This is a genomic window from Coprobacter secundus subsp. similis, assembly GCF_015097275.1.
Classification (GTDB): domain Bacteria; phylum Bacteroidota; class Bacteroidia; order Bacteroidales; family Coprobacteraceae; genus Coprobacter; species Coprobacter secundus.
In genome coordinates, this window is sequence record NZ_AP023322.1 from 274,203 (window position 1) to 295,762 (window position 21,560).

Genomic DNA, 21,560 nt, shown 5'->3' on the forward strand with positions numbered 1-21,560 from the left:
CCTGTTTATTTTTTTTAATATCCATGAAACCTCTATGAGACAACAAATACTGACGATATCGCTATGTTGTGTTTTTATTTTGTCGGCACTCTCCGATGTCCTTTCACAGCCGTTGCATCGCACCGATTTGTCAAACCTTCGGGTCAATGCCTTTGCCCAAGACAGCTTGGGATATATATGGATAGCTACGGCAAACGGACTTTGTAAGAGCTTCGGCGAAAGCTATGATGTATTCTTCTATGACGAAGCCGACGAACACTCCATACCCTCCAATCTCATTACAGGCCTTTATGTCGATGACGCCTCCAAGCTGTGGATATCTACCGGGAAGGGTATCTGTTCGATGGCACGGGGGAAGTACGAGTTTCACCGATACTCGCAGAGTACCTCGACCGGTATGGAAAGTTTTTTTCTCGGATTTGTCCAGTATGCCGGGAGAATATATACATACGGCTATAACGGGCTGTACGAGATAGATGAAAAAAACAAGACGCTTATACCGCGCATCGAAGTCGACAGGCAGGTCATATATGGAGCCGTTACCGACAGTCACGGCAACTTGTGGCTCACCAATGGGGCAGAGCTGATAAAGCTCGACCGTTCGTTGAGCCTGATTTCCAAAATCGTCGTAGGACGGGACGATGTTGTAAACTGTATGGTCAGTGACCGTGAAAAGATACTTTTGGGTACCGAAAACGGCATCAAGCTCCTCGATTTGCATAGCCTCGAAATCAGCGACGGCGATTTCCCTCATGCGCTCGACGATTTGCGTATCAATCAGATGTTGCCCGTCGACGGAGGCCGTAAGTTGCTGATAAGCACAAGAAACAAAGGTGCGCTTGTGTACGACATGGAAACCCGCGATGTGATAAGCCGGTACAACAACGACGAGTTTGCCGATATACCCTCTGTCGATATCAATACGGCATTTGTCGATAAGGAAAAAAACGTGTGGTTCGGGACTTTCGACCGGGGGCATTTCATGCTTTCGAACAAGAAAAAGATATTTAATGAAAACAAAGCCATAGTAAACCTGTTCAGAAACCGGTTTGTCACCCGTATTACCGCCGACCGGTATGGAAATATGTGGATAGGAACCCGCTATGACGGCCTGGCATATTACAATACCGCCACCGGGAAAGTGGTCTGGTACAACGCCTCCACGACCCCTTGGCTGTCGGTGTTCAACAGCAACTTTGTGCAGGAAATATACTGTGATACCCGCAACCGGTTATGGGTCGGGTATGGAAATTTGCTTATAGTCTGCAACATTGGCCGGGACGGGCAACTCTCTTTGGTAAAAACCTGTTCCGGAACCGGAAATGTGGTTACCATAGCCGAAGACGCTAACCGCAGGATATGGGCGGGCTCGTCCGAAAACGGATTATATATCTACGACGACGATCTTATTCTCAAGCAACATATCACATCGGCCGTTTCCAACAGCAACAACATCACCAAAATCATACCCCTTTCCGATGACAAGATGCTCTTTTCGGCATACATGGACAATATCTACGTCATCGATGCCAATTCGCTGGTAGCCAGTGCTCTCGATGCCAAGTGCCGGAAGCTTTGGAGCAATGCCGTAGAACTCAGGCTCGACGCTAAAGGCAACCTGTGGATCGGCACTTACGGCAACGGCCTTATGAAATACGACTTGAAAAAGAAGACGCTGAAGCAGTACGACCCGCTCCAGCGCAATGACATGGTAGGCATCGAGTGCGACGCGCACGATAATGTATGGGCAAGTTCTTCTTACGGCATATACCGCATATCACCGGCCGATACCATCAACGTCTATCTCCAGCAAGACGGTATCGGAGGCAACCAGTACCATGAAAAATGTACGTTCAAGGACAGCCGGGGACATATCTATTTCGGCGGGAACACAGGACTCGAAGAAGTCTTCCCCGATAACGTGGAGCCTGTCCGCCAAGACATTCCCATATATCTTACCGACTTCAAGCTTTTCGGCAACAGCGTGGTACCCGAAGACGGCGGAGTCATCGACAGGGATATATCCTTGATAAGGAACCTCAAACTCGACCATGACGAGAATGTTGTCAGTTTCGAGTTTTCGGGCATTGCTTATGACTGTCTGTCGTTTCTCGAATACGCCTATATGCTCGAAGGTTTCGACCACACATGGAACTATATAGGCAAATACAACCGGGCTACCTACGCCAACCTGCCGGCAGGCAGTTATACCTTCCTGGTCAAGGCAAAAAATCGTAACGGGGCCTGGGGTGAGCCCAGAAAGCTGCTCGACGTCGAAGTCAGTCCCGCACCCTGGTTGCATCCTCTCGCGCTATCCGTATATGCGGTATTGGCGGTATTGCTTGTTTTCCTGTTCAGTAAACTATATGTCCGTCTCAAGCTTGCCAAAGAAAGATATACCCTTATCGAGGCAAAAATTGAGCAGGAACACAAAATGTCCCAGATGAAAGTAAACTTTTTTACCAACATATCGCACGAGTTGAGGACACCCCTGACTCTGATTTATGCCCCTGTAAAGATGTTGAAAGACAAATATCGGACTCTGAGCGAGCAGCAAGTAGAGTCGAATCTCGATTTTATAGCCGGCAACGTAGACCGGTTGCTCGACCTCACCGACCAGTTACTGAAGTTTCGCCATGTCAAGGACGAAACACTTCCGCTGAAAGTCAGTCGGCACGATTGTGTTCACCAATTGGAAAATATTATTAAATTATACAATATATATACGGCAGAGAAAAATCAGATAGTGGAATTCGACTGCCCGTACGACAGTCTTACGGTCATATACGACGCCGATAAGCTGGATAAGATTATGAACAATCTGCTGATGAATGCGACCAAATATACGCTCGACAGCGGTCGCATTATCGTCAAGCTCGACTTGACAAAATACCCGGAAAGAACTACCGGAAACGATTGGACGTATATGGAAATCCGGGTGACCGATAACGGCATAGGCATAGATAAAAATGATTTTACACGGCTCTTCAAGCGTTTCAGCCGGTTGGTGACACCCTCGAAATACGGGCAGATAAAAGGATTCGGCATAGGATTGAACTACGTATATCACTTGGTCGAAAACCACAAGGGAAAAATACGTGCCGAACGAAATGTCTCCCGGGGGATGACCTTTACGGTTGTCATTCCCGTTTGCGAGAGTGCATATAGCGAAGACGAACGGGCATCCGACGATATGGATATGAAGCAGGAAGCAGAACAGGCAGCCGGCAGTGATATCCTCCCTGCAATCCCCGTTACGGACGATGCCGCAGAAGAAGAGGCGGCTGGTGCCGAACGCAGGAAGATACTTATCATCGAAGACAATCCCGATATGAACGCCTTTATAGCCGGCCTGTTCAGCGATAAGTTCGATGTAACCACGGCATTTGACGGCCTCAACGGGTTGCAAAGGGCTGTGGAGACGGTTCCCGACATCATCATTAGCGATGTATTGATGCCGCGTATGGACGGATATGAGCTATGCAGTGAAGTGAAGAAGAACAAGGACATTTGCCATATCCCCGTAATCCTGCTTACGGCCAAAGTCATGGACGAGGAGCAGATAAGAGGATATGACCAGGGAGCCGATATGTACCTCAGCAAACCCTTCAATCCGAGTGTGCTTATTTCCATAGTCAACAGGATGATGGCAAAGCAGGACAAGCTCAAAGCCCTTCTCATTTCGGCATGTGGAGCACAAGACTCTGTCCCGGCGGAGAAAGACGTACGGCTCGAGCTCAGCCCGCTCGACCGGAAATTTCTCGACAAATTGTACAAATACATAGAAGACAACATATCCAACGGTGATATCAACATCAATATCCTTAGCCGCGAGCTGGGTTATTCCCGTGCCAATTTCTACCGGAAAATCAAAGCACTTACAGGAGCCACTCCGAATGATTTGCTTAAGACATACCGTCTCAACCGCGCGGCCGAGCTTATATTGACCCGGGAATATACATTGGGAGAAATCAGTGAGATGACTGGTTTCGGGACCCAGTCGCATTTTTCCAATCTCTTTAAGAAACATTTCGGGATATCGCCGAAAGAGTACCTGACCGAACATTTCGGCAAGTGATGGAAATGCGGTGTCCGCTATCGGAACGAAGTAATTGTACGAATTTATCACACTATATGTAATATGGATATAAAAATGAAACCGTACCTCTTGTTATTTGCGACATACCTTATATGCGTCGCCCAGACATTCGCCCAAAATCAGGAAATACGGCTCTTTTCACACCGGGGAGGGCGCCTGGAACACGACGAGAACACGCTCCGGGCCTTTGAAGCCAGTTATCGGGCAGGATACCGGGGATTCGAGACCGATGTGCGGATGACCCGCGACGGAGCACTCGTCATCACGCACGACAGTTCGCTGGAGCGTACCACCGACGGCAAAGGCGTGGTAGAGCAGCATACTCGGGCAGAAATAGAGCAATTGCATACCCGGCAAGGGAACAAAGTGCTCTTTCTCGATGAACTGCTTCGCTTCCTGCACGACAAGCCGGGGCTCTATGTCGAGTTTGAGATGAAGACCGCTCCGCAACATCTCTATCCCTCCCGTCGTCTTGAGGAGTATTGCGACAAACTCTATGAAGCAGTCATGGCGGAGAAGCCCGCAGATGCCCTTTATGTGTTCACGTCGAGCGATTATCGGGCGTTGCGCTATTTGCAATCGCGCTACCCCGGAGTAGAACTGTTGCTCATCACTTCCAAGCCCTGCAACGACGAGACCATAGACCTCTGTAAGACTGTCGGCATAAAACGCCTCGGGGCGACCATGGACGGTACCAGTCGCGCAAGTGTACGGCGGGCACACGATGAAGGCATTATCGTAAGCCTGTGGCCGGGGAAGTCGGTACAGGACTTTATGCTCGGGGCGTACTTGGGATGTGACTATATGTGCACCGATATCCCGGTTGAGCTCAAAAAGTGGGTTGCAGAAAATGCCCCTTGGATAAAAGTGAAATATTAGCCGGCCCGCTCGTCGGAAAATATTTTGAGATAAACTTTGATAAGAATTTTGAAAATATAAAATGTTGATAATAAGAATGATGATTGGATAAATTGCAAAATGTACCACCCTTGTATAGACAAATTCGCCATTCGATTCTGAAACAAATATTCAAATAAATGAGACATATAGATGGCAGCCCATTGTTTCGATGCAACTACTTTTGTCGGACCATGTAACCATAAAGCCCGGGGACAACACCATAATCCCCCGGCACCCGGCAGAAGCCATTATTTGAAAATAAAGCGAAAACAAGTCTGTAATAAATTTTTTATTGGAATGAAACGAATACACACTATCCTTATTATCCTGTTATTGGCAGTGACGTACGGGGAGGCAAAAAAATCCTCGGACGACAGGCAGATGGATGACTTTATCACATCATTGATGAAGAAGATGACGCTGGAAGAAAAAATCGGGCAGTTGAATTTGGGAGGAGTCGGCAGCCCCAAAGTGGTCGGCAGTGCCATAGGACTCGACGAAGCCATAAGAAAAGGGCTTGTCAGTTCGGTCGGAGGGTTCGATGCCAAAGCAGCCGAAGACGCCCAGAAATTTGCCGTAGAAAATTCGCGCATGAAGATACCTTTGATTACAGGGCTCGATGTCGTTCACGGATACTATACGATTTTCCCCATACCCTTGGCCAGTGCATGCAGCTGGAACATGCCCCTCTTGGAAGAGAGCGCACGGGTCGCAGCCGACGAAGCATCCGCATTCGGTATCAACTGGACATTCGCGCCTATGGTCGACATCTGCCGCGACCCGAGATGGGGGCGTATTGCCGAAGGTGCAGGAGAAGACCCCTGCCTCGGCTCCCGCATAGGCCGGGCGATGGTCAGGGGATTTCAGGGTGACGACCTCTCCAAACCCAATACCCTTCTGGCATGTGTAAAGCACTTTGCCTTGTACGGAGCATCCGAAGCCGGACGCGACTATAATACCGTGAGCATGGATCCCGTAACCATGTACAACTACTATCTGCCGCCCTACAAGGCAGCCTTCGATGAGGGAGCGGGTAGTGGGATGACCTCTTTCAACGTCGTGAACGGAGTACCGGCCACAGGAAACAAGTGGCTCCTGACCGACTTGCTGCGTGACCAATGGAAATTCAAAGGATTCATGGTATCCGATGCCAATTCGCTGGCCGAAATGTCAGAACACGGAATGGGCGGCGCTCAACGAATCACCGAGCTGGCGATGAACGCCGGGCTCGATATGGACATGAGTTCCAGCCTGTATGTACTCTGTCTCAAAAAAGCGGTAGAAGAAAAACGGGTCCCCCTCAGCCGGATAGATGCCGCCTGCCGCAGAGTGCTCGAAGCCAAATACAAATTAGGACTGTTTGAAGACCCTTTCAGGTATCTGAAAAACAAGCAACGGCAATCACAAGTACTATCACCTCAAAACCGCGATGTCGCACGTAGGCTTGCTGCCGAGTCTATTGTCCTGCTCAAGAATTCAGAACAGCTCCTGCCGATTACCCCTCCCCGTAAAATAGCCGTTGTAGGCCCTATGGGCAATGTACGTGGAGAGCTGCTCGGTACATGGTCATACGGCTACTCTAAAGACAAGATGCACTCGGCATACGAAGCGCTCCGCGAAGCCCTGGCCGGGAAATGCGAAGTCTCCTACTCGCAAGGAGCCAATTATATCGAAGACTATTGCATATACGACGGGGCATTCACCATACCCACCGACTCGCTCATACGCAGGGCCATTGCTGAGACAAGCGATGCCGACCTTATAATTGCAGCCGTAGGCGAACCCTCCTCTTGGAGCGGGGAAGCCAAAAGCCGGGTAAATCCCTCCCTGCCTGACTGCCAGAAAAAGATGCTTCGCGAACTCAAGAAAACAGGAAAACCCGTCGTTGTCGTCATATTCAGCGGCCGGCCTTTGATTCTTACAGAGGAAGATGCCGAGTTTTCCACCCTTGTAGAAGCCTGGCACGGCGGTACTATGGCCGGTGAAGCTCTGTGCGACATATTATTGGGAAAAGTATGTCCCTCAGGAAAGATTACAGCCACATTTCCCCGCCACATAGGGCAGATACCCATATATTACAACCACCTCAGGACGGGACGTCCGTATTCCGGCTTCTGGGCGACGACAAAATATGTCGATTGCGTCAATGAACCCCTCTATCCGTTCGGTTATGGGTTGAGTTATAACCGGTACACGTATGGAAAACCCGTTTTGGACAAGAAAAAGGCCAAAGGAGATGACGATGTCGTAACACTGAGCATCGACATTACCAATACCGGAAAATATACCGGAAAAGAAGTCGTGCAACTCTATATCGGAGACCCCGAAGCATCTGTTTCGAGACCCGTTATAGAATTGAAAGACTTTCAGAAAGTCGATTTTGCACCGGGAGAGACCAAGACAGTAACCTTCCGCATTACGACCGGGCAGCTCAAGTTCTATAATCAGGATTTGAAATACGATTGGGAAGCCGGGAAGTTCAACATCTCGGTGGGCCCCAATTCCCGTGAGCTACAGAAACTCACGATGACATGGGACAAATAAGATAACAATATGACATACCGGTTTACCGATACGAAAATGAAAAAGACGATAACCATATTGGCAATGGCTTGGGCAGCCTTCAGCCGGGCACAAATTCCCGATGAGGCAAAAAATCTGAAAGCGTATATCGACAGAGACATGCCCAAGACCGTACGTGTATGCACGGCCGATACAGTAGGCAACTTCGCCTTGCCCTATCCGTTCAGTGTGCCCTGCATCGTAAACGGCTTTCAAAATATGTTCTATTGGGACACATATTTCACCAATGTCGGGCTCTTGCTCGACGGGAATACAGGACAAGCAAAAAACAACATAGATAACATACTGGCGATGATTGAGCGGTTCGGATACATGCCCAATGCCACTTGCGAGGGGATGCTCAACAGGTCGCAGCCCCCGTATGCAAGTATGATGGTAAGAGAGGTATACGAAGCGACCCGGGACAAAGCCTGGCTTGCCCGGGCATGCAAGGCTCTCGAAAAAGAATACGGCTTCTGGATGACCCGGCGCATGACCCCCAGCGGGCTCAACCGGTATTCCAACAATGCCGACAAAGCATCATTGATGGCATTCTACAACTACATTGTCGGAAGGCTCGGGCTGAATCCCGCTCACTATACCGATGATGAGGAGCGATGTGCCGTAGCCTCCCATTTTCTTGCAGAAGCAGAGTCGGGCTGGGACTTCAACCCCCGGTTCGATTCCAGATGCGAAGACCACAATCCCGTAGACCTCAATGCCAACCTATACGCCTATGAGCGCAACTTCGCGTATTTCTATAAAGAACTCGGGCTCCGGGGAGCAAAAAATTGGGAAAAGCTTGCAGCCCGGCGCAAGGCCTTGCTCGACGAGATGTGCCTTGACCCCCGGGACGGGCTGTATTATGATTACGACTATGTCAACCGGCGCCGTTCCCCTGTACTTTCGGCTGCCGTGTTCAGTACACTGTTTGCAAAATTGGCGGGCAAGAAACAAGCCCGCGCCATATATCGCAACCTCTCCCGGCTGGAGTGTGCCAATGGAGTCGCAGCCTGTGAAAAAGGAGACCGCCGGAGAGTATACCAGTGGGACTATCCCAACGGGTGGGCGGCACTCAACTATCTCGCGATAAAAGGACTCGACAGTTACGGTTACAGGAAAGCCGCCCGCAGGATAGCCGGAAAGTACGTGCACAGTATGGCCGATATCTACAAGCGCACCGGCAACCTCTGGGAAAAGTACAATGCCGTCAGCGGAAGTACCGATGTGAAAGACGAATATGCCATGCCCGGAGCCTTCATGGGGTGGACTGCCGGAGTCTACATATTCGCATTCGATTATTACTATAAATGACCGTTCTCCACCCCTTGTTACAGTAAATCACACATAAAACATTAATATTTCAACTATGGTAAAATCATTGAAAAGACTGTGTATCCTCGCCCTCTCCCTTTCTGCTTGCACCGCAGGAATCCGAGCAGGAGAGCAGGAGAGCACGTCAGCTCCCAGAATAGTCAACGTAATCAATTTTATACGGCAGACCGAACCCCGTATCGACGCCATTACCGACGAAGTGCTCTACCGCACCGTTGTCGAGCAGGTAAAGCTCCTCAATCGGTACGGTATCAAAGGCACATATTTGTTGCAATACGATGCGCTTATATCGCCCTCATATCAGGAACTGCTGAAAAAAGAAACCCTGCCGGGAACAGAAATAGGAGGCTGGTGGGAAATCACGCAGCCGCATGTGGAAGCCGCCGGGCTCAAGTGGCGCGGACGGTATCCGTGGGACTGGCATGCCGATGTAGGCTTTGCCACCGGATATACCCCCGAAGAACGCGAAAAACTCGTAGATGTGTATATGGCGAAATTCAAGGAAATATTCGGAAAATATCCCTCAGCCATAGGCTCATGGTTTATAGACGCCCATACACTGGCATATATGTACGACAAATACCATATCGAGGCTTCCTGCAATTGTAGAGACCAGATAGGAACCGACGGATACACCCTCTGGGGAGGATACTGGCAGGGAGGATATTACCCCAGCCGCAAAAACGCATATATGCCGGCACAGACCCGGAAAGGGCAGATTCCCGTACCCGTATTCCGTATGCTGGGAAGCGACCCCATATACCAGTACGATTTGGGAATCGGTGGCAACTATCAAGGAGTAGTTACCTTGGAGCCGGTATATGGCAGTGCCGGAGGGTCGGAAACTTGGGTAAAATGGTTTTTCGACTCCATGTTCAAAGACCCCGGTATGGGATTGTCGTACGTCCAGGCAGGACAGGAAAATTCCTTTACTTGGGGAGCCATGAAAAAAGGCCTGGAGATACAGATACCCCTCCTCGCACGCCTTCGGGACGATAATACGATACGCATCCAGACCCTGTCCGAGACAGGACGATGGTACAAAGACAACTATTCTACCACTGCACCCTCGGCAATCAGTGCACTGACCGACTATAAAAACACCGGGAAAAAGACCGTATGGTACAACAGCAAATACTACCGGGCCAATCTCTTTTGGGAAGGCAATACATTCCGGTTCAGGGACATACACCTCTTCGATGAAAGATTTGCTTCCGACTATATCGACAAGCCCGGTACGACATCTACTTGCCTGTACACCACTTTGCCCTTTGTCGACGGGAATATCTGGAGCTCCGACAAGAAGTTGGCAGGTCTCCGGCTTTTCTGTGCCCGTCAAGACGGTACGATGATTGAAGCGACAGGCCGGGAACCCGAAATAGCACACAAGGGAAAGCGTCTTTACGTAAGATGGCCGCTGGAAATACCCGGAGCAACTTTTGTCATGACCTTTGACGAAGACAAAGTCCGTATGCAAATCGAATCGGCCGGCAACACCCGCATGGAATGGTACATGGAACTTTCCGTCGTGCCGGGTACCGCATTGCCTTTTACACGAATAGATGACAAGCGTATCGATGCCCGGGAAAAAACATTCGATTATAAAATAACCTGTAAGAAAGGAACATTCGCAGACTGCAAAGACTCCTCGGGACGAATATTTAGAATAAAACCCGAAAACAAAGAAATATCCATATCCTTTAAAAATTGAGCAATGGCAGGAACATTAGAAAAATTACGGGCCGGATGCCGGCCGGACAGACGTACCCTCTTCTCTCTGGGGGCGATGCTGTTTGTTTTTGGCAATATGGCATGGGGGAAAATAAGCCCCGGTAACCTGAGATGCGAATATATGGAAAATCCCGCAGTGGTAGACACCCGTGCCCCGCGCCTCTCTTGGATAAACCATGCATCTTCCGGGCAGGAGAGAGGACGCTCGCAACAGGCGTACCGCATAGTCGTGTCCACCTCGAAAGAAAAATTGCAAAAAGGAGACTACGACGCGTGGGACAGCGGCCGGCAAAACTCCTCCGTGTCGCGGCTGGTGCACTATGCAGGAGCCCCCTTGAAGTCGGCGGGAGACTACTGGTGGCGCGTTATGGTCTGGGACGATAAAGACCGGGCTTCAGACTGGAGCGAGCCCGCTTATTGGGGCATGGGACTGTTGGAACCCGCCGACTGGAAAGCCCGGTGGATAGGAGTGCCCTGGCAGGGAGAAGCCCCCCGGAGAGTACTCAGCCCGGTAAAGTACGAGCAGCGACAATACCCGGCACCGCTGTTTCGCAAGACATTCCGGGCCAAAGGAAAAATAACCTCTGCAAAAGCCTTCGTCACCGGGCTGGGCTACTTTGAGCTGTATATCAACGGAGAGAAAGTAGGAGACGACTATTTAGTCCCCAACTTTACCAATTACACCGTACGCGAAGACATAAAGCACTATGGCATATCCATCGACAACAAATTTCGCGGTTACAGGGTCATGTATCTGGCCTATGACATCACGCACATGCTCCGTCGCGGTGACAACGTAGCCGGGGCGATATTGGGCAACGGATTCTACGATTGCACCACCGGTTGGGTATGCTCCTTCGGGTCGCCCCGCCTGCTCTGCCAGATAGAAATCACATACGCCGACAATACCAAAGAAATGATATGCACCGACGAAACCTGGAAAGTAAAAGAGTCTCCGATTGTAGCCGATGACGTCTTCGCAGGAGAAGTCTACGATGCCAATAAAGAAACTGACGGTTGGTGCACGACGAGCTGCGACGATGCAGACTGGAGCCGGGCCGTTTATCGGAATGCCCCCGTCGGCACACTCACGGCAAACACCGCACCTACCGATAAAATCACCGAAGTGCTGGAGCCCGTATCCTTGAAAAAGCTGGACAACGGTACCTACGAAGTAGACTTTGGCAAAGAAATTTCAGGCTGGATACGGTTCAAGGACATAAAAGGGAACAAAGGCGATACACTCGATGTCAAGTACATCTGCGAGTCTCCCCTCGGAGTATACCGGTACATATTCAAGGGCACAGGCAAGGAGAGCTATGCACCCCGTTTTACATGGTACGTCTTCCGCAAAGCCGTCATATCGGGAGTACATGACCTGTCCGAAAAAAATATGACGGCAGAAGCTGTCAATACCGATGTTCCCATTGATGCAGAGTTCAGGACTTCGAACCCGCTGTTCAACAAGATAAACCAAATCTGGCGGCAAAGCCAGCTCGACAATATGCACGGGGGCATAGCCAGCGACTGTCCCCACCGAGAGAGAGCACCTTATACAGGCGATGCGCAAGTCGTGTGCACTACGGTAATGCACAACTTCGACGCTGCCGCTTTTTATCAGAAATGGATACGAGACATGAGAGATGCCCAGAATATAGAGACCGGCTATGTCCCCAACGGAGCCCCCTGGCAACCCGGTTGCGGAGGAGGAGTTCCCTGGGGCGCAGCCATGAATATCATGCCCTGGGAATTCTATCTGCACTATGGAGACAAGAAGATATTGGAAGACAACTATTTCGCCATGAAAGAGCAAGTACGCTACATGCTGACATGGCTTACTCCCGACAGTACCATGCTCGCACAACGTGCCAATCTGAATGCGACCCAACCCAATTATTGGCTCAATCTGGGCGATTGGGCACCCGCATTCGACATACCCTCTGTCGAGCTCGTGCACACGTTCTATCTCTGGCGTTGTGCCGATTTTACCGCAAAAGCCGCCCGGGTGATGGGGTTGCAGGACGATGCCCGTTACTATTCGGTATTGGCCGGCAATGTAAAAAAAGCCTTCAACAAGAAATTTTACAATCCCGAAACCCGCTCTTATGGAGATTTTGGCAGCAATATATTCGCATTGGTATTAGGTGTCCCTGACGACCGTTACGACGATGTCGTGGCGACCTTGAAACACGAGATTTCGGTCAAGTACGACAACCATCTCAATACCGGGATATTCGGTACACAATTCTTTTTCGAGACACTGGCGCTGAACGGGCTCAACGACATCGCCTATAACGCCATGAATCAGGAAGATTTTCCCAGTTTCGGGAACTGGATAAAACAAGGAGCTACCGTCACCTGGGAAAAATGGAACGGAGCCGATTCCCGCAACCATCCGATGTTCGGAGGAGGACTCACTTGGTTTTACAGAATTCTTGCAGGAGTCAATGTCGATGCCGAAAGACCCGCATACGAACATATCATCATAAAGCCCATCTTGGACAAGCGGCTGCCCGAAGTCTATTACTCGCACATGACACCTTACGGCGAAGTCGTGTCCGAAATCAGGCAGACAGGCCGCAATCTGGAAATGAACGTGACCGTTCCCGTAGGGAGTACAGCCACCATATACATACCCGTAGGAGGCAATACCTCGGAAGTGACAGAAAGCGGGATATCGGTACGCGACTCGAAAGACGTCCGGTTCGAAAGGATACAAGACGGGAACTGTATCGTGCGTGTGCCGCAAGGAAAATATAAATTCAAAGTAGACAACCAATAAACTCTTTCCTATGAAAAATAGAATCGTCACGATTATCGGGCTGTTTGCCCTGTTGAGTACGGCATCTGCCGCCGGCCCGAAAGCCGATTTTAATGTAATACCCGTGCCGCGTACCATCTGTGCCGGTACGTCGGCCCCCTTTGTTCTGGATAGCAATACCAAAATATACTACGAAGAAGGGCAGAAGCGCAATGCCGCCTTTCTGCAACAATACATTACCGACATCACAGGCATTGTTCCCGAGCTGACCGATAGACCTCGGAAACGCGGGACGATAAGCCTCCGCGTCAAAGATACCTCTTCCGATGCCGAAGGGTACACCTTGACTGTCGACAAGAAAAACATACACATCGTCGGCAATTCTCCCGCAGGTGTATTCTATGCCATACAGACATTGCGCAAGGCACTCCCTGCAGGGCAGGCCTCCGAAGTGGAAATACCCTCATGTATCGTAGAAGATTCGCCCCGCTTCGCATACAGGGGAGTACATCTCGATGTAGTCAGGCACTTTTTCCCCGTCGATTCGGTAAAGCGCTATATCGACATCATTGCGCTTCACAATGTAAACCGTTTCCACTGGCATCTCACCGACGACCAGGGCTGGAGAGTAGAGATAAAGTCTCGGCCCCGGCTCACCTCCGTAGGAGCATACCGTAAACAGACGGCAGGCGACGGCACGCCTCACGGCGGGTTTTATACACAAGACGAGATACGCGACATCATCAGATATGCACAAGAGCGGTATATAACCATTATTCCCGAGATAGACATTCCCGGACACTCTGCAGCGGCATTGGCGTCATATCCCGAGATAGGATGCACCGGTGGCCCTTATGGAGTATGCGAAGTATGGGGAGGGCCGGCAGATGTACTATGCGCCGGAAAAGACGAGACCATGCAGTTTCTGCAAGATGTCTTTACCGAGATAGCCGGGCTCTTCCCCTCGCAGTACATACACATCGGGGGAGACGAATGCCCCAAACAACGTTGGAAAGAGTGCCGGGCGTGTCAGGCAAAAATAAAAGAACTCGGCATAGTCCCGGACAAAAAACACTCGGCAGAGCAGAAACTGCAAAGCTATGTCATGGTCTCGGTCGAGAAATTTCTGGCGGCAAAAGGACGTAAAGTCATCGGTTGGGATGAAATACTCGAAGGAGGCTTGGGCCCTGACGCCACAGTGCACTCCTGGAGAGGCATGGGCGGGGCCGTCGAAGCCGTCAAGCAAGGGCACGACGCCATACTTTCCCCCACGTCCCACTGTTACTTTGATTACGACCAGGAAAAAGTGACGCAGATAGACAAAGTGTACTCTCTGAATCCGGTGCCCGAAGGATTCGATTCCGAAAAGATGACACACATTTTAGGCGTCCAGGCAAACGTCTGGACCGAGTATATGCCCACTTTCGGCAGAGTGCAGTACATGCTGCTGCCACGATTGGCCGCACTCTCTGAAGTACAATGGTCCCAACCCGGCCGGATGGACTATTCGGCCTTCCTGCAACGTCTCCGTCATTTGGCACAGATATATGACAAGTACGGATACAATTACGCCAAAGTAATAGACATATTCAAATGAAATCCGAAACACATCTTTACATTTTAGCTCTGGTATTCATGTCCTTCTTATGGCCGGTATGGGCAACCGCATCCGAATTTAAGATGTTGCTACGGCTCTGGCCGCATCACCATACCGACGATTCGTTGAAAAATGAGCTGTTGGCAGCGCTGGAAGATTATCCCGGACTTTGGGATGAAGCCTGGTTTTTCATGGAATATAATACGCTTTTATCTGAGAAACATAACTGTTCGGCTCGGAAAATGGGAGAAGCTGCCCGGCAGCTGAGAGCCATAGGAATAAAGCCGTCTGTGCAGGGACTTACGATAGGACATGGAGACGGCTTTGAATTCAATACCGAGGAGTCCATTCCCGATAAATGGACAACGATAGTAAACAATGCCGGGCAGGCAACCCGAATGTGCAGTTGTCCCCGGCAGGCACAGTTCCTCGAATACGTAGAGCATACCTTTGCCCAATACGCATTACAATGCAAGCCGTCGGTAGTATGGCTCGACGACGATTTGAGAATTACGGAGCATTGGCCTGCAAAAATGCTGTGTTTTTGCAATACTTGCATATCCCTCTTCAATCAAAAATACGGATACAGTTACGAGGCCGCATCTCTCCTTGCTGCCATGAACGGCAATGCAGACAACGGTATTTTGCGCAGTCGATGGATAGAATTCTCCCAAGAAAGCCTGGCTCAAGTAGCCCGTTCTGTTGCCCGTGGCGTACATGCCGTATCACCGGAGACAATTGTCGGCTTGCAGCATCCCAATTTTCATCGCGAGTTGCTCGAAGGATACGATTGGACCCCCGTTTTTGAAGCCATTAAAGACGAGACGGGTAAGGCCCCGGCATCTCGTCCGGGCAGTGGTTTTTACGATGATCATGAACCCAGAGGCATGATACGAAAAGCATTCGACATGGCGCGGCAGATACGGCGGTTGCCCGCGTATGTAACGCAGATTGCAGCCGAAATCGAAGGCCATCCGCACAGACATACCGGAAAATCCCCTGACGGTCTGTGTACTGAGTCATTGCTATACCTCTCCATGGGGGCGACACAACTGTCATATGCCATTATATGCAGTGCATTGGAACCCATGAGCTGGTATGCCGGTAACTATTTTGGCCCTCTGTCCGCTTGCCGGTCCTTTTATGAAGAATACGTAGAGTTCAATCGAGGCACTCAGCCGGGAGGTTTGAATCCCTATATCAGCCCCGATTTCGTATTGCGTCCGCATTATCCCGGAGAACCCGCCTTCGGATGGTTTACCACCGGAGCCAATGATGTGATTTCAGAGTTGGCAACCTTAGGAATACCATTCAGTCCCGACGGAGATTACAGCTCTGCACTCTTTATGGATGCCGAGGCCGTTAAGGGATTGGGACAGAAAGAAGGGGAATCGTTGTTTCGGGAAAGAGGCATACTCATCGACCGGGCAGCTTGGAATATAGCGTGCAGCCGTGGATTTGATAAGAGCCTTGACCCTTGTGGCAAATCGGTAGAAGCCGTAGAGACCCGATATTATACTTCGACGGACGGAGCGCGGGTAGCAGTAGTACCCTTCTTCAGCCTTGCGGTAAATAATGCCTCGAGGATTGCCCTGATACAGGCTGCCGACTGGGTATCGGAGCATCGGTTGCCCGTAATGACTGAGACAGCAGCACAAGTAGTGGTCGTGCCTCGGGTCGATTCCGGTTATCGCCTGCGTTCCGTTACGGTACTCAACAGCAGCATATCCCGGTATACAGGGATAAAACTGAGATTACGAGGATGCGCCTCGAAAAGCAGATACATCTGGAAACGACCCGGACATAAAAATATCCGGCTGAAAGCCGTAGCTGACGGTAGCGATGTTATAGTCACTCTGCCTGCGATGGACGGTTGGAAAATAGGTTACATAAGCATATCTCACCATTGAATTATAGAAAAGACAGTATGATAAAAAATCTTTTATTGACAATGCTTTTGACAGTCGGCATCACCGCTTCAGCCCAAGAAGCATTGGATAGCAGGCACACGATTGTCTCTCCCGAAATACATGACGATAACCGGGTTACTTTTCGGCTGAAGACCCCGGACCATGTTGCATCGGTGAGAGTAGGTAGTGATTGCTTTTCTTCAGGAGGTGCCGATTTGAAGAAAAATGCGGAAGGAATCTGGGAATATACGACCCCGGAGCCTTTGCCTTCAGAGTTGTACAGCTATTTCTATGTAGTAGATGGCATGATGATGTTAGACCCCTCTAACGTGTATATAGTCCGGGATGTATCCACGACGATGAATATCTTTATCATAGGTGGAGGCATTGGAGACCTTTATAAAGTCAATGCCGTGCCTCACGGGACGGTCTCGCGGGTATGGTACGACAGTCCGTCGTTGCAGATGAAGAGACGTCTCTCCGTCTATACACCCGCCGGATATGACCCCGGTTCGAAACGGAAATATCCGGTACTTTATCTGTTGCACGGTATGGGAGGGGACGAAGAGGCATGGTTGGCCCTCGGGCGTGTGGCGCAGATAATGGACAACCTCATAGCGGCTCGCAAGGCACACCCCATGATTGTAGTAATGCCCAATGGCAATGTAGCGCAGGAAGCAGCTCCCGGAGAGTCTGCACTCGGGCTTGTCCCTCCGACGCCCTATCTGCCGAAGACGATGGAAGGGACATTCGAAAGCACATTCCCCGATATCGTGCAGTACGTCGATACGCATTATCGCACATCCCGTAAAAAGTCGCATCGTGCCATTTGCGGATTGTCGATGGGTGGGTTCCATGCCAAATTTATATCGGCACGATACCCCGACATGTTCGATTATATCGGATTGTTTTCGGCAGCCGTTGCACCCGGAGAAAAAGTACATAGTGAAGTCTACGAGAATATGGAACTCAAATTGAAAAAACAGTTCGATACCTCCCCCGAATTATATTGGATATCCATCGGTAAAGATGATTTCCTGTACAGTGCAAACCTCGATTACAGGAAATACCTTTCTCTCAACAACTATCCTTATACTTGGTTCGAGACAGAAGGCGGTCATTCTTGGAGAAATTGGCGTCACTATATTTCCCGGTTTGTTCAGGAAGTATTTAAATGACTGTAGACAAACCGGGAATTTCCGGTATGAGCAGGTGCGCCAAGACCATTTTGTTGCATCTGTATCGATAATACGGAAATGTATACGTAAAGACAAAACTAACTCTTATATACTGATTATTAATATGTTGTGTATATAATGCAAAAAAGTCTCACATGCATAAAAGAGACAAATATGCAAATTAATTAGACAAAAATCGATAGTACTTATATGAATCGATGCATTACTTTGTATAGTGGAAACCGAACTAAATTTAATATACATGAGTCTTAACAAATTTCAAATTCCAATGAAAAATCTATGCCGGTTTTTTTTACTGATGGGACTTATATTGTTTGCTCCGGTAATGATATATGCCGAGATAAAAAACGTGAAAGGCATTGTTGTAGATGAATCCGGAGAATCCCTGATTGGAGCTACCGTAAAAGAAAAAGGAACAGCCAATGTTACTGTCACAAATTTCGAAGGAGTATTCAATCTGAAACTGACGACTCCCAAACCCGTGTTGGAAATCACCTACATGGGATATGAAACAGCAACATATCCTGTGAAAACCTCACAAGTAAAAGTGGTCATGAAAGTTGCGGAAAAATTGCTCGATGAGACTGTTGTCGTGGCATACGGTACACAGCGGAAAGTCACCGTGACAGGTTCCGTCGCCTCTATCGGGGCCGACGACATCAAGAAAAGTTCTGCCCCGAATATCACGGCAGCCATTGCCGGACGGCTTCCCGGTCTGACGACCATACAGACCAACGGTGCCCCGGGCAAGGACGAAGTGACGATGTTTTTACGCGGGGCAGCTACGTACAACGATAAGAAACCCTTGATTCTGGTCGACGGTATTCCCCGGGAAAGCATTCGCGAAATAGATGCCAACGAAGTACAGTCGATTACCGTGCTCAAAGACGCCAGTTCTACAGCCGTATTCGGAGTGCGGGGAGCCAATGGAGTTATCCTTGTGACCACCCGGAGAGGTGAGAAAGGGAAAGTCTCAGTACGTCCCTCCCTCTCGTATAGTATGCAGACATTTGCCCGTAAATCTACCCGGCGCAATTCGTGGGATTATGTGCGCTTGCTCAACGAAGCACGCAAAAATGAAGGAGCAGCCCCCGAGTTTGACGGAAAAGACGTTGCCAAGTTCGATGCTTGGCGCGATGGTTCGGGGCCCTCTGACCCCGTAGACCGTTATTGGTATCCCAATACCGACTGGCAAAGCATTTACTTCAAAGACTATGCCTCCATGGTGAAAGCCAATGTCGACATATCGGGAGGTTCCGACCGCTTGCAGTACTTTGTAAATGCAGGATATGTATACCAGGGAGGTATGTACAATACCGAACCGAAATCGCAACTGGGATACGACCCCCAGGCGAAGATGAACCGTTATAATTTCCGTTCCAATATCGACTATTCATTCAGCAAATGGATAAAAGCCTCTTTTGACCTCTCCAGTTTTATCGAAAAAGTAAACGGGACGAACGGGGTGGAATCGGCCGTCTGGGGCGACGCGATAACGGCCCGGCCCACATCTCCCGGCCCGCTTACCGTAGCCGGATTCAAAGTACGTGAAAACGGGACCGACTCCGAAGGCAACGTCCTTGTGCACGACGTCAGGCCCGGGCAGGTGGTACACGACCCGGTACAGACCTTGGAATCGGGGTACGGCAATATGAATCGCAGCGGATACAATTTGCAGACACGTTCCGGAGTGAATGCCATAGCGTCGTTGAATGTAGACCTCGGATTTATTACAAAAGGCCTGAGCCTGAAAGGGCTGGCATCGTTCGAGTCGAGGAGCAATAACGTGACCACCGCATTGAAAGGTTTCGTGACCTACAAGTATGAGCGCAAGCCTGCCGGTCTGGACCAGCCGATTTACACCTTCGACGGAGATAATGAGGAGGACGACCCCTTGAGCCTGCACCGCTCCACGACAAGCAACTACTTCCTCAATATGCAGATGCAGCTCAATTACAACCGCACATTCAACAGCAGGCACTATGTAACCGGTATGGTGCTTTTCCAGAGAGATTTGCGCGAAGTGGCCAGCGGTGACATCCCTTACAATATGGTGGGACTGTCGGCACGCGGTACATACGCATTCGATAGCCGTTATCTGGCAGAGGTCAATATAGGTTACAACGGGACGGAGCAGTTTGCCCCCTCCAATCGTTTCGGATTTTTCCCGGCATTCTCTTTGGGTTGGGTCATATCGAACGAATCCTTTATGGACAATTTGCGCAATAACGGAATCATCTCCAATTTGAAGCTAAGGGCATCTGTCGGCAAAGTCGGGAATGACGGTTTGGGAAGCACCCGGTTCCTGTATCTGGACAATATCGACCTGCAATACCATACCAGCCATATCCCCTCATTAGGGAACGGAGGCAAAATTTACGAACGGATGGTAGGGAACAAGAACATCCATTGGGAAGTAGCGTGGAAGCAGAACTATGCCGTCGATTTGACGCTTTTCGATGACTTGGACTTGACTTTCGATTACTTTATCGAAGACCGTAGCGACATTCTTATCGAGAGGAATACCGTCCCGGCCATCTCCGGACTTACATCCTCGCAATTGCCGAGAGTGAATATGGGCGAGATAAAAAACAAGGGATACGAAATCACCTTGGACTATAATACAGACATCACCCGTGATTTGAACATCAATTTTGGCGGAAACTTCTCTTACGCAAGAAACAAGGTCATATCGGCCGACGAAGCCGTATTGTCGAGCGACTATGCCTACAGATACCGTGAGACCGGATTCTCTTTGGGGCAGAATTGGGGATACATTATCGACCATACCGTAGACCCTGAGCATGGAAAAGACGGTTCCGGATTCTTCAACAGTAAAGAAGATGTCATCAATAGCGGGCTTACCTATGAGACCGGAGGAGGAATCCCCCAGCCGGGGGACTTTATCTACAAAGACCTGAATGGAGACCATATTATCAATGAGAAAGACATGGCCCCTATCAAGTACTCTTCTCTGGTGCCCCGTATAAGCTACGGCTTCCATATAGGAGCCTCTTACAAAGGATTCGATTTCTCCGTCATGTTCCAAGGCGTAGGACAATACTCCAAATACTATTCGGGACGGGGCATATTTGAAGAAGAAGGCTCCAAATACTATCTGGACATTTGCGACAACCGCTGGAATGAAGAGCGCTATGCCAACGGGGAGAAAATCACGCATCCGCGTTTGGCAAATTCCGGTTCCGTGAGCCATATACAGAATAGTTACTATATAATGGATGCCGCCTATATGCGTCTCAAGAATGCAGAGATAGGATATACCTTCCCCGCACGGCTTACCCGCAAAGCGAAAATGAACCATGTACGCATCTATATCTCCGGTGACAATCTCTGTACGTGGACAGCGCTGCCTACAAAAGCATTCGACCCGGAACAGGCATCGGTAGTAGACTACCCCTTGATGCGGACATTCAATTGTGGAATCAATATTCAATTCTAATATCCC

10 protein-coding genes are annotated in these 21,560 nt (G+C 49.7%); all 10 read left to right on the forward strand.

Features of this window, described 5'->3' with window-relative positions:
• Positions 1-34 precede the first annotated feature (34 nt).
• The 10 genes from Cop2CBH44_RS01025 to Cop2CBH44_RS01070 all read left to right on the forward strand — a co-directional run bounded on the left by Cop2CBH44_RS01025 (position 35) and on the right by Cop2CBH44_RS01070 (position 21,554).
• Positions 35-4,078, forward strand: coding sequence for a hybrid sensor histidine kinase/response regulator transcription factor (locus Cop2CBH44_RS01025; protein ID WP_200755384.1), 4,044 nt, complete (start codon positions 35-37; stop codon positions 4,076-4,078).
• Positions 4,079-4,141: 63 nt separating this feature from the next.
• The gene (locus Cop2CBH44_RS01030; protein WP_246469156.1) at positions 4,142-4,978 is read left to right on the forward strand and encodes a glycerophosphodiester phosphodiesterase; all 837 of its coding nucleotides are present in this window, start codon (positions 4,142-4,144) and stop codon (positions 4,976-4,978) included.
• 318 nt (positions 4,979-5,296) lie between these two features.
• Positions 5,297-7,543, forward strand: a complete 2,247-nt coding sequence (bglX, locus tag Cop2CBH44_RS01035) for a beta-glucosidase BglX (protein ID WP_200755385.1) — start codon at positions 5,297-5,299, stop codon at positions 7,541-7,543.
• A 9-nt stretch (positions 7,544-7,552) separates the two neighbouring features.
• Entirely contained in the window at positions 7,553-8,875 is a 1,323-nt protein-coding gene (locus tag Cop2CBH44_RS01040) for a trehalase family glycosidase (RefSeq protein WP_200755386.1), read from the forward strand.
• A gap of 55 nt (positions 8,876-8,930) precedes the next feature.
• Entirely contained in the window at positions 8,931-10,607 is a 1,677-nt protein-coding gene (locus Cop2CBH44_RS01045) for a hypothetical protein (protein ID WP_200755387.1), read from the forward strand.
• Positions 10,608-10,703: 96 nt separating this feature from the next.
• Positions 10,704-13,409, forward strand: a complete 2,706-nt coding sequence (locus tag Cop2CBH44_RS01050) for an alpha-L-rhamnosidase-related protein (protein WP_476728534.1) — start codon at positions 10,704-10,706, stop codon at positions 13,407-13,409.
• A 10-nt stretch (positions 13,410-13,419) separates the two neighbouring features.
• Positions 13,420-14,985 carry a beta-N-acetylhexosaminidase gene (locus tag Cop2CBH44_RS01055; RefSeq protein WP_200755389.1) on the forward strand — a complete coding sequence of 522 codons (1,566 nt, stop codon included), beginning with the start codon at positions 13,420-13,422 and terminating at the stop codon, positions 14,983-14,985.
• A complete protein-coding gene (locus tag Cop2CBH44_RS01060; protein WP_200755390.1) occupies positions 14,982-16,895 on the forward strand; it encodes a hypothetical protein in 1,914 nt (637 codons plus the stop codon). Before Cop2CBH44_RS01055 ends, Cop2CBH44_RS01060 begins: the two co-directional genes overlap by 4 nt.
• 17 nt (positions 16,896-16,912) lie before the next feature.
• Positions 16,913-18,073, forward strand: coding sequence for an esterase (locus Cop2CBH44_RS01065; protein ID WP_200755391.1), 1,161 nt, complete (start codon positions 16,913-16,915; stop codon positions 18,071-18,073).
• A 289-nt stretch (positions 18,074-18,362) separates the two neighbouring features.
• Positions 18,363-21,554 (forward strand): SusC/RagA family TonB-linked outer membrane protein, encoded by a 3,192-nt coding sequence (locus tag Cop2CBH44_RS01070; RefSeq protein ID WP_200755392.1) that lies wholly within the window; start codon positions 18,363-18,365, stop codon positions 21,552-21,554.
• Positions 21,555-21,560: the final 6 nt, after the last annotated feature.